The 14,191-nt window shown below is 70.2% G+C and carries 11 protein-coding genes and 1 pseudogene; 6 read left to right on the plus strand and 6 right to left on the minus strand.

Going from position 1 to position 14,191, the window contains the following annotated elements; genetic code table 11:
* The 3 genes and pseudogenes from AB0I18_RS06805 to AB0I18_RS06815 all read left to right on the plus strand — a co-directional run.
* Window positions 1–94: pseudogene (locus AB0I18_RS06805) on the plus strand (carbonic anhydrase); the annotation flags it as partial.
* A gap of 157 nt (window positions 95–251) precedes the next feature.
* Window positions 252–1,901, plus strand: a complete 1,650-nt coding sequence (locus AB0I18_RS06810) for a helix-turn-helix domain-containing protein (RefSeq protein WP_363104304.1) — start codon at window positions 252–254, stop codon at window positions 1,899–1,901.
* A 345-nt stretch (window positions 1,902–2,246) separates the two neighbouring features.
* On the plus strand, window positions 2,247–3,707 hold the full coding sequence (locus AB0I18_RS06815; RefSeq protein WP_363104305.1) for an amino acid permease: 1,461 nt from the start codon (window positions 2,247–2,249) through the stop codon (window positions 3,705–3,707).
* Window positions 3,708–3,745: 38 nt separating this feature from the next.
* On the opposite strand, the gene AB0I18_RS06820 is transcribed toward AB0I18_RS06815, so the two are convergent.
* Window positions 3,746–5,500: an ankyrin repeat domain-containing protein gene (locus AB0I18_RS06820; protein WP_363104306.1), complete on the minus strand. Its 1,755-nt coding sequence runs from the start codon at window positions 5,498–5,500 to the stop codon at window positions 3,746–3,748.
* A gap of 44 nt (window positions 5,501–5,544) precedes the next feature.
* Window positions 5,545–8,850 (minus strand): BTAD domain-containing putative transcriptional regulator, encoded by a 3,306-nt coding sequence (locus AB0I18_RS06825; RefSeq protein ID WP_363104307.1) that lies wholly within the window; start codon window positions 8,848–8,850, stop codon window positions 5,545–5,547.
* 123 nt (window positions 8,851–8,973) lie between these two features.
* Here AB0I18_RS06825 and AB0I18_RS06830 point away from each other — a divergent pair, with 123 nt between their 5' ends.
* Complete coding sequence (locus tag AB0I18_RS06830) at window positions 8,974–9,378, plus strand: hypothetical protein (protein ID WP_363104308.1); 405 nt, start codon at window positions 8,974–8,976, stop codon at window positions 9,376–9,378.
* Window positions 9,379–9,662: 284 nt separating this feature from the next.
* Entirely contained in the window at window positions 9,663–10,127 is a 465-nt protein-coding gene (locus AB0I18_RS06835) for a hypothetical protein (protein ID WP_363104309.1), read from the plus strand.
* A gap of 636 nt (window positions 10,128–10,763) precedes the next feature.
* Here AB0I18_RS06835 and AB0I18_RS06840 read toward each other — a convergent pair.
* Window positions 10,764–11,774 (minus strand): alcohol dehydrogenase catalytic domain-containing protein, encoded by a 1,011-nt coding sequence (locus AB0I18_RS06840; RefSeq protein WP_363104310.1) that lies wholly within the window; start codon window positions 11,772–11,774, stop codon window positions 10,764–10,766.
* Window positions 11,767–12,198 carry a tautomerase family protein gene (locus AB0I18_RS06845; RefSeq protein WP_363104311.1) on the minus strand — a complete coding sequence of 144 codons (432 nt, stop codon included), beginning with the start codon at window positions 12,196–12,198 and terminating at the stop codon, window positions 11,767–11,769. The genes AB0I18_RS06840 and AB0I18_RS06845 overlap by 8 nt, the downstream gene beginning before the upstream one ends.
* A 144-nt stretch (window positions 12,199–12,342) precedes the next feature.
* Between AB0I18_RS06845 and AB0I18_RS06850 the strand changes: the two genes are divergently transcribed.
* Window positions 12,343–12,927, plus strand: a complete 585-nt coding sequence (locus AB0I18_RS06850) for a TetR/AcrR family transcriptional regulator (RefSeq protein WP_363104312.1) — start codon at window positions 12,343–12,345, stop codon at window positions 12,925–12,927.
* Window positions 12,928–12,954: 27 nt separating this feature from the next.
* Here the strand turns inward: AB0I18_RS06850 and AB0I18_RS06855 are convergent, their stop codons facing one another.
* Both AB0I18_RS06855 and AB0I18_RS06860 read right to left on the minus strand, forming a co-directional pair.
* The gene (locus AB0I18_RS06855) at window positions 12,955–13,431 is read right to left on the minus strand and encodes a tautomerase enzyme (protein WP_363104313.1); all 477 of its coding nucleotides are present in this window, start codon (window positions 13,429–13,431) and stop codon (window positions 12,955–12,957) included.
* Between the two features lie 108 nt (window positions 13,432–13,539).
* Window positions 13,540–14,166, minus strand: coding sequence for an NAD(P)-binding oxidoreductase (locus tag AB0I18_RS06860; protein WP_363104314.1), 627 nt, complete (start codon window positions 14,164–14,166; stop codon window positions 13,540–13,542).
* Window positions 14,167–14,191: the final 25 nt, after the last annotated feature.

A 14,191-nucleotide genomic window follows, 5' to 3' on the forward strand; every position in this document is an offset into this window, starting at 1 on the left:
CCTGGTGAAGAAGGGCGACCTGGCCGTGGTCAGCGCCTACTACTCCCTCGACACCGGCCGGGTGGAGGTCCTCACAGGCGCGCCCGCCGCCTGACGGAGGGGCGGCCGGCCCTCACCGGCCCGCGCCCGCGGCGGAGCCGCACGTCGATACGGCATCACCGTGCTTCCGGTGGAGCGCTTAGTCTCGTGTTCGTACTCGAGCCCGAAGGAGCGCCAGGGCTCCGGCGTGGCTCCCAGCAGAGGCGACGATCATGGACTCGGCCGTGGTACCCCCGACCACAGCGGGCATCAGCCTGCGCCAGTTGCTGATGGCCCTGGGGGATTCGCTGGTGGAGGTGCAGGCCGCGCCCGCCGGCCTTGACGTCGAGATCCGCGGCGTGGCCCTGCTCGATCCCGAGGACCCGCCGACCGCCCAGCCGGGCGAACTGGTCCTCGTCATCGGTGCCCGTGGCCGAGCCGCCCATCCCGCGCTGCGGGCCGCCGGGCGCGACGGAGCCGCCGCCGTCGTGGTCAAACTGGACGGTCCCGGCCAGGCCGCGGCCGTCAGCGAGACCGCCGCCGAGGCCGGGGTCGCCCTGCTCTCGCTGCGCGGCGAGGCACGCTGGGAACAGGTGCACGCGCTGGCCCGCGCCGCCCTCGACGACGCGCCGCCCGGCCACTTCGGCGCCGGGGCCGAGGAGGGCGACCTGTTCTCGCTGGCCCAGACCACCGCTGTCCTCACCAGCGGCATCGTCAGCATCGAGGACGCCGCCAACCGGGTGCTGGCGTACTCCCGCTCCACCGACTCCGACGAGATCGACGACCTGCGGCGGCGCTCCATCCTCGGCTGGCAGGGACCGGAGGCGTATCTGGCGAAGCTGCGCGAGTGGGGCGTGTTCCAGCACCTGCACGCCAGCGACGAGGTGATCAGCATCGACAGCCACCCCGAGCTGGGAATCCGCCGCCGGCTCGCGGTGGCCATCCGGTCCGGGGACCGGCAACTGGGGACCATCTGGGTGCAGGAGGGCTCGACGCCGCTGTCCGACCGTTCGGAGCAGGCGCTGCTGGGCGCCGCCCGGGTCGCCGCGCTCCACCTGGTGCGCCGTCGGCGGGAGCTCTCGGAGGACCTGACACTCACCCGGACCCTGCTGGTCGGACTCCTGGAGGGCAGCACCGGGCCCCAGCCGCTCGCCACCCACCTGGGATTCGACGCGACCCGCCCGGCCGCCGTCCTGGGCTTCTCGTACGGGACCACCGAGGCGGCCAAGACTCCGGAGGTCGTCGCCGCGCCGGAGCTGACCCACACCGAGGTCACCAACCTGGTCTCCGTGCACATCGCCGCCCGGCACCGCAGCGCACTGGTCACCCAGGTCGATCCCCGTATCTACGTGCTCCTGCCGCAGCTGCCCCGCAGCATCGACACGGACACGCTGCGCGGCTGGGGCCGGGAGATCACCGACGCCGCGCGCCGCCATCTGGGCCTGCCGCTGCGCGGCTCGGTCGGTTGCGTGGTGTCCGGGCTCGGGGACGTCCCGGAGTCGCGCCGCGAGGCCGACCGCATCCTCGACGCCATGGTGGGGGCCGACGTGTCCACGCCGGTCGCCGCGCTGCCGGACATCCAGGCGGAAGTACTGGTCAGCGAAATCCTGACGCTGCTTTCCGGCCATCCCGAGATACGGGATCCACGGCTGACCGCCCTCGTCACGCACGACGGCCGGCACCAGGGCGGCCTGGCCGAGTCCCTGCTGGTCTATCTGAACTCCTTCGGTGACGTACGGGCGGCCGCCGCCCAACTGCATGTGCACCCCAACACGCTGCGCTACCGCCTTCGCCGGGCCGAGGAGCTGACCGGCCTCGACCTGGGCCGTCCCGACCAGCGCCTGCTCGCCATGCTCCAGCTGCGGCTGCCGCCCACCACCTGACGCTGCCCACCAGCTGATACCGCCGCCGCCCACCATCCGATCCGGCTTCCGCATTGGCCAGTCGCACAGCCATCGGGTGCGAGTCTGTCGACCTCCACAAACACATCACCCCATGGCCCTCCATACGCTTGCGCAAATCCATTTCCGCAAGTGATGCGGACCGCCTCTCACGAGGAGACGGAGCGAAGCACGGACGTGCGGTGACGACCCCGTCACCCGTACGGCATCCGGATACCGCGCCCAGCACCGTGAACGCTTTCGGGAATCTTCAGGGCCCATGGCCGCCCCTCCCCGCACGGCCCTCCCCGCACGGCCCTCCGTCCCAACCACCCAATGGATGTCGCCATGACTACACGTCCCCCCGATTCCCTGGCCACCGCCACCGCTCCACCCCCCGGTGGAGGGCCTCCGGAGCAGGCAGGTCTGCAGGCCGGTCTCAAGAACCGCCATCTGTCCATGATCGCCATCGGCGGCGTGATCGGCGCCGGCCTCTTCGTGGGCTCCGCCTCCGGTATCGCCGCCGCAGGGCCGGGCATCCTGCTCTCGTACGCCCTGGTCGGCGCCCTGGTCGTCTTCGTGATGCGCATGCTCGGCGAGATGGCCGCGGCCAACCCGACCTCGGGCTCGTTCTCCGCCTACGCGGACCGGGCGCTGGGCCGCTGGGCCGGGTTCTCGATCGGCTGGCTGTACTGGTTCTTCTGGGTCGTCGTACTCGCCGTGGAGGCGACCGCGGGTGCCGTGATCCTGGAAGGGTGGGTGCCGGCCGTACCGCAGTGGGCCTGGGCACTGATCGTGATGGTGGTCCTCACCGCCACGAACCTGGTCTCGGTCGGTTCGTTCGGCGAGTTCGAGTTCTGGTTCGCCGGCATCAAGGTCGTCGCCATCGGGGGCTTCATCCTGCTGGGCGGCCTGGCGATCTTCGGTGTGCTGCCCGGCTCCGACCACGCCGCGACGGGCTTCGGCAACCTCACCGAGCACGGCGGCTTCCTGCCGAACGGGGCGGACACGATCCTCACCGGCATCCTGCTGGTCGTCTTCTCCTTCATGGGCAGCGAGATAGTCACCCTGGCCGCCGGTGAGTCCTCGGACGCGCAGCGGGCGGTCGCCAAGGCCACCCGGAGCGTGATCTGGCGGGTCGGCGTCTTCTACGTCGGTTCGATCTTCGTCGTGGTCACCCTGCTGCCGTGGAACGACCCCGCGATCGCCGAGAAGGGCTCGTACGTCGCGGCCCTGGACTCGATCGGCATCCCGCACGCCGGCCAGATCATGAACTTCATCGTGCTGACCGCCGTGCTGTCCTGTCTCAACTCCGGCCTCTACACCGCCTCCCGGATGGCCTTCTCCCTCGGGCAGCGCAACGACGCCCCGCGGTCCTTCGTACGGACGAACGCGCGAGGTGTCCCGCAGACCGCGATCCTGGCCTCCGTGGCCTTCGGTTTCGTGGCGGTCGGCTTCAACTACCTGTGGCCGGACACGGTGTTCCAGTTCCTGCTGAACTCCTCGGGCGCGGTCGCGCTCTTCGTATGGCTGGTCATCTGCTTCTCGCAACTGCGGATGCGGGGGATCATCCTGCGCGAGAGCCCGGAGAAGCTCGTCGTCCGGATGTGGCTGTTCCCCTATCTGACGTGGGCGACGATCGCGATGATCTCGTTCGTGCTCGTCTACATGCTCACCGACGACAAGGAGGGCGGCGGGCGGAGCCAGGTGCTGCTCTCCGTGCTCGTGGCCGCACTGGTGATCGCGGTCTCGCTGGTCCGGGAACGGAGGCGGACGAAGAACACCGAGGACGCGGCCATACCCCGGTAGCCACCGCGGACTTGCCGTGCGGCAGTACTGCCGTGCACTCAGCGCTGAAGCCGCGTAGGCAGTGCCACCCAGCGGCGCGGGGCGCGGCGGTCCGCCGCTGCCCGGCCGTCGCTGATCCGCAGGCCGGCCGCGGCGCAGGCATAGGCAAGGGTGTCGGCGCCGTAGGGGTAGGTGTGCTTGTGCTGCCAGAAGCGGAAGTGCCAGTGGGCGGGCGGTTCCGGCTCGTGCGGCGGGAGGCCGATCTCCTCGCCATCGACGATCTCTCCGTCGCGGGCCAGGGCGCCGAACTTCCCGCCCTTGGGGTTGAAGTAGATCCCGTAGGCGCTGGTGCCCGCCGTGATCGCCTGCAGCACGGCGCCGTCGCTCGGCATGTACCCGTCCTGAGTGATCACGCAGCCGCCGGGGTCGCCGGGCACGCTTGTCACGCCGACATAGCGGAGGGACTCGTCGTAGTCGTACGGGTCGAAGGGCGCGTCCTCGGGGTCCGTCTTCGGGCACTGTGCGGGGTCGGCGCCCAGCCGTCGGATCAGCTCGTCCTCGCTCAGATCTCGTACGAAGGCGATGCCGAGCCCTTCGGTCCACATATCCTGCTCGCCGAAGGCCGCGATGAGCGCGTCCGCCGCCCGGAAGGCGGCGGCCTCCTCGGCGGGCAGCTCCAGGGCCCCCGGCAGGCCCGCGACGAGCGGCGCGAGCGACGTGGTCAGCAGCAGCCGGCCCGGCGACCAGGGCCCTGTCTGCGGCGTCCACACATCAGCCCCGGCGTCGACCAGCGCGCGGACGCTGCCCTCGTCCGCGCTGCAGACGGCGTACCACAACGGCGTGTGCCCGTCGTCGTCGCGTGCGTCGGTCGGCGCGTGGTGCGCCAGGAGCGCGGCCACCGCCTCCGCCGACCCTTGTTCCGCCGCCAGGTGCAGCGGGCCGGTGCCCTGCCATCCGACGCGGGCGTCGGGCGGCGCGCCCCCGTCGAGCCGGGCCCTGACCAGCGCCGCATCTCCCCAGTCCCGGTACCCGAGTTGCTGCCAGTCGGCCCGCGGCACATAGCGCAGGCGCTCCTCCTCCTGACGGCGCAGCTCCTCGCGCTGGTGCCGGGACAGGGGCGGCGCCAGAAAGCCGGGCGGCCCGCTGACCTCCAGGTGCGCGAAGGAGCTCGGCTGCTCCGACGGATCCGGTGGCTCGATCCCCGGCCAGACCTCAAGTGCCCGCGCCGACGCGGCATGCAGTGCCGCCACGTCGACCGGGGTGCGTGTCTCGGCTATGCCCTCGTCCGGCCATTCGACGACCAGCTGTGCCTCGCCGGGGGGTGGGAGTTCCGCCAGATACAGGTCGACGTCGGTCTTGAAGAGGGACCGGCGGGGTTGATGCAGCCCCGGATCCAGCGGAATCAGCCCGACCGCCTGCTGCGTCGCCGCCACGGTCTCCTGCCCCGAGGACGCCGTGAACCGCACCTCCCGCTGCACCGTGCCGTCCAGCGAGGTCACCCGGCGGCCGTCGGAGAACAGCAGGCCGACCCGCAGTCCGGACTGCCGGCGGGCGTCCGCGCTCTGCCAACGGGTCTTGCGGAAGACCGACAGATGCAAGGTGGCGGCACGCGGCCACAGAGACCATCCCGTCAGCAGCACCCGGGTGTGCGGACCGGCACCGGCCACCCCGAGCTGCGACAGCAGCACCGGCGCAAACCTGTCTACGGGCGGCGCGTACTGCCCGTCGTCCTCTCCCGGCGGTCCCAGCCGGACCAACACGGCCCGCTCGGGGGCCGGTTCCTCCGGCAGCACCAGATCATCGAAGAATCCCATGCGCCGATCGTGGCAGAGGGGTCTGACAATGCCTCAGCCTCCGACTACGACCTCGCCCCCTCCGTCGGCACACCCACCTCCGAGAAGATGTCCAACGCCTGCCGCCTCATGGGTTCGGCGGCAGCGTCGTCGTCGGTCTTCCGGAGGGCGCGGGCGAGTGCCACGAGGGTGCGGGCTTCACCGAGGCGGTGGCCGGTCTCACGGTGTATCGCCAGCGCCTCCTGGCCGAGGGTGACGGCTGCGGCGTATGCCGACTCGGACTCCGCTGTACCGCACAGGACGGTCAGGGCCTGGCCCTCCACCACACGGAACCCGTGATCGCGGGCGAGGCGCAGGGCCTGCTCGGCGTGGGTGCGGGCCTGGTGGTGGCGGCCCAGACGTTGATGCGTGAGGGAGAGCCCCACGAGGCTGTCGGCCTCGGCTCGTTTGAATCTCGCCTCGCGGGCCAGGGTGAGTGCCTGCTCAGCGGCCTGAAGGGCCCGGTCCAGGTGTGTCAGTTCTCGATGGGCAGTGGCGATCGTGTTGAGGATGCCGGACTGAATCCAGTGCCGCCTCGTGTCATCGACCATGGCCCAGGCCTGCTCGGCCCGCTCCAACCCCTCCTCGTGGCGGCCGAGTTCGAGACTGATCTTCGCGAGGGCGTCAAGCATCATCGCCCGGCCGTCGCGGTAACCGGCCCCTTCGTGCGAGGCCATTGCCGGGCCGAGGAGGTCGAGCCCGGCGGCGAGACGGCCGAGTTCCCAGTACACCCCGCCCAGAATCTGCATAGCCGAGCTGTTGTCCCACCCTCTGAGTTCCGCACTGAGGTCGACGGCACGTTCGAGGTGACCGGCAGCATCATGCAGCCGCCCCAGGTCCCGGCAGGCCATACCGAGGCCGGTCAGCCCGAACCCTTCGAAGTAACGAGTCCCGGTCTCACGGAAGATGCGCAGGCCGGCGGTGAAGTCGTCGTGCGCACTGTTCAGGCGCGCCATGCTCCATGCCGCGAAGCCCCTGAGGCCGAGGCCGGACGCCTCGCCCCTCGCCCAACCGATTTTCCGGCTGATGTCCAGCGCGCGCGTGGCGTGCTCCATCGCCTGCCGGACATGCCCCCGGTCCCACCGGGCCGCTGAGAGGCTGGAGTGCATCGCGGACTGTCCGAACAGGTCGCCTTCGGCCTCGGCCGCGTCCAGTGCCGTCTGTGCGAGGGCCTGCCAGGTCTTCCGCGGCAGATGGACCCAGAAGTGGCTGAACAGCGCGGAGGTCAGGTACCAGGCGACGGGGCGGGGGCCGTGGCGGCCGGCATGGTTGATGACGGCGAGCAGATTCGCTCGTTCCGCGTCCAGCCACTGTTCGGGTTCGGTGGTCGAGGGTACGCCCGGGTGCTCGCCGAGCCGGAACTGGCCGGGCAGCTCCGGAAAGAGCCCGGTCCCCGCGGCGGCACGAGCGGCGTGCAGGTACCAGATCAGGAGCCGCTCCAGCGCGGCGTCACGATCCGCCGCCGTTTCCTCCGACTGCGCACACTCCTGCGCGTACTCGCGAAGCAGATCGTGGAACCGGTATCGGCCCACCGTCACCGGTTCGATCAGGTGGGCGGCAGCCAACGCACTGAGCAGGCGCCGGGCTTGCGGGACCGGCGTGTCCAGGAGGGCCGCCGCGACCTCGGCGGTGAACTCCGGCCCGGGAAACAGGCTGAGCAACCGGAACAGCCGACGCGCCGCGGGCAGCAGCACCCGGTACGACACCGAAAAGGCCGCCCGCAAAGGGGAGTTCTCGTCACCGTCGGGCTCCAGCGCCGTCAGCCGGTTGCCCTCGGACATCTCGGCGACCAGGTCCGCCAGGCGCAGGCCAGGATCGCCCGCCAGCCTGGCGGCGGCCACCCGCAGCGCCAGCGGGAGGCTGCCGCACAGCCGGATCAACTCGTCGACCGCGAGCGGTTCCGCCGAGAGCCGGTCCGCGCCGAGTGTCTGACTCAGCAGCGCGCGAGCCTCGGCCGGCAGGAGAAGGTCCAACGGCAGGGCGTGCGCCCCGTCGCGGACCACGAGATCGCCGAGCCGGTTGCGGCTGGTGACGACGACGCAGCAGGAGGGGCTGCCCGGGAGCAGCGGACGGACCTGATCCGCCGAGGCCGCGTTGTCCAGCAGGACCAGCAGGCGCCGGCCGGCCAGCAGCGTCCGGTACACCCGTGCCTGAGTCTCCTCGTCCGCGGGAATCTCCGACGCGGCGAGTCCCAGGCTCCGCAGCAGCAGCTCAAGGGCTTCGCCGGGTTCGAGCGGCTGCCGGTCGTGATCGAATCCGTGCAGGTTCACACACAGCTGACCGTCCGGGAAGCGCTCACGCACCTGGTGCGCCCAGTGCACCGCCAGCGCGGTCTTGCCGATGCCGGCGGCGCCGCCGATGGCGGAGATGACCACGGTGCTCGTCGAACCCCGGCCCTGCTCGGGCGGAAGCAGCGCGTGCAGACTGGCGAGTTCGCCGGCGCGGCCGGTGAATCCCGCGGCGTCGTGCGGCAACTCGGCCGGCGCGGGCGGGGTGCTGTCGCGTGGCGGGCGAGCGGGCCGTCGCGGCGGGGGAGGGGTGGCCGGACGGAGGAGGTAGGCGTCGTCCTGACGCAGCACCGCTTCGTACACCCGGCGGAGCTCCTCACCGGGATCGACTCCGAGCTCGTCACGCAGTCGTACGCGCATGTCCGCATAGGCGTTCAGCGCTTCCGCCTGACGTTCGCAGCCGTACAGGGCCCGCATGCGCAACGCCAGCAGCGACTCGTCGTAGCGGTCCGACACGCTCAGGCCGGTGAGGTCGTCGAGGGTGTCGCCGAACCGGCCGAGCAGAACCAGGCACTTGAGCCGCTCAAGCCGGAGCGTTCGCCTGCGCTCCAGAAGCCGTTGCCGCTCGTCCTGTGCGAACGGTCCCGGAACGTTGGCCAAGGGCTCGCCCTGGAACAGCCTGAGCGCCGCGGACAACTGGTCTTCCGCGGTGGCCAGTTCGCCCGACGCCATGGTGCGCATCGCCTCATCGGCCTGCTCGGCCAGGTCCGCCGTATCGAGCCGGACGTCCTCGACGACGAAGCGGTACCAGCCCTTGCCGCTGCGGATCACGGACTCCGCGGGCCGGGTGCCTTCCGTGTCGAGCGCCCTGCGCAGCGAGTTGACGTGAGTCGGCAGCACCTTGCGACCACCCGCGGGTGGTTCCGGCCCCCACACCGCGTCGAGCAGTTGCTCATGGCTCGTCACAGCGCTCCGGCGGAGCAGCAACGCGGCCAGCACGGCCTGGCGCTTGACCGGCCCCGGATCCAGTGGTGTTCCGCCCCGCCAGGCCCGTAACGGCCCGAGCACCTCGATCCGAAGCAGCTCAGGAGATCCGTCGTCCACCCGAAACCTCCGCCTCCGCCTCCGCACATCATCGGAACTTCATCGACATTGCAGCACCCCCGGCCACGGTGATGGCAGTACATCGCACAACCGGCACAACCCGCACAACCGAAGGGGGTTCCCGTGACCGAAGTCGAGTTGGTGGCCGTCGCGCTGGCCACAGGGGCGGCGCCAGGCCGCACGGATTCCGCGCGCGGAGCCGTCCACGACCTATACACCGGGCTCAAAGAGGCGATCCGCCGGCGATTGAGCGGGGCCGGCGCCAAGAGCGAGGACGGCGGCACCGGCGGGAGCGGCTACGGCGTACGGGTGCTGGACGCGTTCGAGTCGGACCCGGACGTGTGGTGGACCCGGCTGCTCCAGGTCCTGGCGGGCTCCGGCGTGGCGGCGGACCAGGAGGTTCTCGCGGCGGCCCGCGCCGTGCTGCGCGCCGAGCGCCGTACGGGACACGCCGTCCTGGACACCCGCGTCACCCAGGGGGCGCTGGTCGGGGACGGCACCACGCGGCCCGACGGGTCCGACCGGTGATCCAGCGGACGACCCTCCCTCCTGACGGCCCTGCTGGTCGCGGGTGTCGTCATCGCCATGGGCACCTCGCTGTTGGCGGAGTCGCGCAAGGACCATCGCGATGCCGGCCATCGGCGTCAGTGCCTGGTGGGTGGTGGCCCTCCGGCTGATCGCGCGTTGCTCTGCGCGACCACACCCTCGGCCAGGTGATGGCCGGCGCCGTGCTCGGCGTCCTTGTCGCTGGTGGGGGCCTCGCGTGGTTTACCTGACCGGGTACTGAAAGAGCCGGCCGGGACAATCTCCTGATGAGCGAGAATCTGCCGATGCATGTGGATGATCTGCTGGTAGGTCACTGGAGCAGCGCCCCGTTCTCCTACGGGGTCATGGAAACCTCCGAGCTGGGACTACTCGCTGACGGCCGAGGCTGGAGCTCGTGGTTCAACTCTGGCGCCCTGTGCGTCACGCGCTTGAGCTGGATATGTCCAGAGCCAGGGATTGTCGAGCTGCGTGCCCAGTGGATCGTGGAGGGAACGCCCGGTAGTGAGGGCGTCGGCTCTCTTACGCCGGCTTCGACGCAGCCGGCCGAGCCGCTGGACGAGGTGACGCGCCATCACTACGCCGTGGGATCTGCGGTACCGATGCCAGGTGGGGAAGCCGTGATGACGCTCAGTTTCGAAGAGCCGGTGGAATTCTGCCACCAGTACGCCAGAGGAACGAAGGAGATCCGGGCCGAGGATGACCCCGCCCGACTCCTGCTGCCGTATCAGTAGCTGTGACGGGACGTGGTAGTTGGAACCGTGAGTCTGTGGTGACCTGGCGGTCTACTTCTCACGGGAAATGCGTCTGGGAAGAAAGAGTCACGCTTCTTGTGATCTTCGGTGAATTGCTATTCGTACGGGAATCAATTCCGGGAATCCACTCATCGAGCCCACTCCCGCGGCGGACACAGCAGCACGAGTGCTTCGACGCCGTCACACGGCCGGGCACCCGGCGCGGACGGCGCCGAGCCGCACCTGCGGCGCGTCGGCGATCGACGCGTCGCGCGGCAAAGGGGTCGCTCTCGTTGCGGAATGGTCAAACTCATTTTCGACCCGGCCACTGTCGCCCGGCGTCTTCCAGGATTGCCTTGCCGCTACTGCCAGTTGATGGCGACAAAACTCTGCCGGAAGGGATCGAGATGGCGGACGGACCGCGGTTTTACGTGACCATGAAGACCGGCAATGATCAGGGCGCCGGCACCGATGGCTCGGTGTACGTCAAATTCCTATCTGCGGGCCGCACTCAAGGTCGCCAGCCGTCCGGTCAAGCAGACAGTCGTTGCTCCCTCCTTCCTCAGCCTCCTCTACCCCTCCGATGTCGCCACTGCGATGGACGACCACGTCGCTGCGGTCGCTGGCCGGGTGGGGTCAGTCATCGGCCCGGACGAAGACGGGCTTGAGGTGTCTCTCAGGCAGCGAGGTCGGCAGGTCCTCCCAGTCGATGACGTGGGAGACCACCTTCTCGGGGGCGACCTTGCCGGAGGCGGCGAGTTCGAGGGCGTCGGGGATGTGGGCGCGTACGTTGTCGCGGGCGATGCGCAGGGTGACGCCGTTGAGGTACATGTCGAGCAGGGGCAGTTCGCCGGGACGGAAGTGGTTGCCCGCCGATTCGCACATCCCTTCCGGGGTCAGGGATTTGACGGCCAGGGCGAGTTGGTCGACGCGTCCGGTGGCCTCGACGGCGATGTCGTAGCCCTGAGGGATCGGGTCGAGGGCTTCGGCGGTGGCGGCCCCGAACGCGCGTGCCAGGGTGCGGTGTTCGGGGTCAGGGTCGACGTAGAGCACCTCGGATGCGCCGAGCGCGCGGGCGATGTCGCAGACGTACAGGCCGATGCTGCCGCGGGCGACGACCAGGACGCGTGCTCCGGGGCGGGCCTTGAGGTGCGGGGCGACCAGGCGCCAGGCCAGGGACCAGTTGTCGCTTGCCGAAGCCATGGCGACCGGGTCCAGGCCGGCCGGTAGCGGGACCAGCATGGCGTCGGCGTATGGCACGCGGACCAGGTCGGAGAAGAGCCCACCCCAACTGCCGCCGATCGGTGCGCCGTACATCGCCATGTAGGGCACGGCGGTGCAGTGCGCGGTCAGCCCGGCCCGGCAACGCTCGCATGTGCCGCAGTTGATGGACCAGGGGACGACGACGAGGTCGCCGGGAGCTACGGCGGTGACGGCGTCGCCGGTCTCGACGACCCGGGCGACGCACTCGTGGCCGAGGGCGAAGGGCGGGTCGACGAAGCCGTGACCGGCCAGGATGGAGGAGTCCACGTCGCAGGAGGTGGCTGCCACCGGTGCGACGATCGCCTCCCCGTCGGACTGGAGTTTCGGGTCGGGCGTCTCGCGCCACTCGACGGTGCGCCTGGCGACATAGGTCAGTTCACGCATCGGTGCGCTGTCCCTTCGCCAGTGCCACCAGGTCGGCGTAGCGGATGACGGAGCCGCCGGCGCCCCAGGTGCCCTCGGGCTGTTCGTGCACCAGCACCCACACCCGCAGGGTGTTGTCCTGGCCGAGGCCGGCCGCGGCCAGGACGGTCTTGGTCGCCTCCTCGACCAGGCCCGCCTTGCGGCGCTCGGACAGGGCCCCTTGCGGGACGGTGACCTCCACCAGGAATCGCGTCGCGTCGTCCTCGGCGGTGATCTGGGCGCCGTCCGGCAGTTCGGTGAGGTAGCTCCACGCCTGGGCGCGGAAGAACGCCGTGTCGGGTGCGCCCTCCCAGCGCAGCAGTACGGCGGCGAGGTCGCGCTGGACGCTCTGGCGGCCTTGCTCGGTCAGGGCGCCGGCCGGGGCCGTGAGCCGGATCATCGGCATGGCATACCTCTCCTTGTTTCGTTCGTCTTGTTCCGCTCGTCGTCGGTCAGGTCGACGACGCAGCTCTATGACAGTCGTTATAAGCGACGGTCACGCTAGACTATGACGGTCGTTATATCCAGTGGGTCGGAAGGGATCGTGTACGTGACCAAGCCCAGCCCGGCGGCGCGCGAGCGGATCGTGGCCGGTGCGGCCGACATGATCAGCCGGCGCGGTCTGAACGCGACGAGCATCCGTGAGACGGCCAAGCACGCCAGGGCGCCGCTCGGCTCGACGTATCACTACTTCCCTGAAGGTAAGCAGCAGTTGGCCACCGAGGCCGTCCGTTATACGGGCGAGTGGGTCGCGCGCCGTCTGCGCAAGGAGCTGGAGGCGGGGCCGGTCGCCGGGCTGCGGGCGTTCCTCGCCCTGTGGCGCAAGATCGTCGTCGACAGTGACTTCAGGGCGGGCTGCCCGGTTCTCGCCGTCTCCATCGAGGAGCCGCCCGCTGACGAGACGCCCCCCGCCGTGGTGGCCGCTGCCGACGTCTTCACCGCATGGGAGAGCCTGCTGTCCGACTCGCTGCGCGAGCATGGCGCCGGGCCCGAGCAGGCGGTCCAGCTCGCCACTCTCGTCGTCGCGGCCGTAGAGGGGACCGTGGCCATGTGCCGCGCCAAGCGCAGCATCGAGCCCCTGGACCGCACTGCGGAGCAACTGCAGGCGCTGATCCTCACCATGATCAAGGACTGAGCCGGTCGGGGATGTGACACAGGCGTCTCAGGCGCCCAGTGCGGCGCGGACGGCCTTGATCCTCTCCTCCGTGAAGACCCCGCTGTCGAGGAGCGGGAGGACGGACAGTACGCCCCCGGACGAGCCCCAGCTGCCCTCGTTGATCACGCGGAAGTTGACCCACCACGCCGGCGACGGCTTCGCCAGTCCGCAGGCCGCCGCCAGTGCGGCCAGAACGCGCTCGATGACCTGGGCTCGTACGTTCGGCTGCCACGCGGCGTCCATGACCGCGATGTCGATCACCATCACGTCGAGTTCCTGGTCGGCGTCCGAAAGCAGTCGTCCGCCGATCGCCATCATGTCCCGCCCGCGCTCGACGAAGTGCACCTGGAACCCGACGCGGGCGGCCGGAGCCGACTGTCCCACCTCGGGCACCAGTACCGCGTCCGTCAGCGTCTCGGCCAGCTCGCGGCGCCGCTCCGGGCCCAGGCGCCCCTTCGGGGCGTTCACGGTGATGATCGTCATGACATCCTCCTATGACAGTCGTTATAGACCTCGGTAGATTACACCCGCCTATAACGACTGTCATAGTCCCGCTGTCCTCGTTGTCGGTGCTGTCGGCGTTCTGGGCACTCAGTCGGAGATCACTGCGGTGCGGTGGATCCACTCGCTGCCCTGTGCCGCCGTGTGCATGAAGGCGGCCACGTCCGCGCGGCTGATCGTCGGGTTGCCCTTCATCGGCAGCCGGTCGTCCGCCCGGTAGGTGCCCTTGGCGGGGCCGTGGGTCAGCCTGGTCGGGTACACCACGGTCCAGTCCAGCCCGCTGGAGCGGATGTTCTCGTCCGCGATCGCCTTGTCGGCGTAGACCGACCGCAGCAGCGTGCCGTAGATCAGCTTCTGCGCACCGCTCGACCAGCCGAAGGTGTGGCCGACACCGAACGACGACAGCCACACCAGGTGGGGGACACCCGCCTCCCGGGCCGCACCTGTCACGGCCGCCGAGGCGCGTGTGAAGAAACCGTCGGTGCGCACCGAGTTCCCCCTGCCGAGCGCGGAGACGATCGCATCGTGCCCGACCGCGGCGGCTGCGAGGTCGCGCTGCGAGGTGGCGTCGCCGGTGACCGTCGTGACCTGCTCGGCCAGATCACCCAGAGCCGCCGGATTGCGGACGAAGGCCGTGACCGAGTCGCCGGATCGCACGGCCAGGTCGACGACATGACGACCGGTGGGACCGGTCGCACCGAGGATCAGCAGCTTCATGACAGGGGCTTCTTTCGTGTGCGAT

Source organism: Streptomyces sp. NPDC050704, assembly GCF_040654355.1.
Taxonomy (GTDB): Bacteria; Actinomycetota; Actinomycetes; order Streptomycetales; family Streptomycetaceae; genus Streptomyces.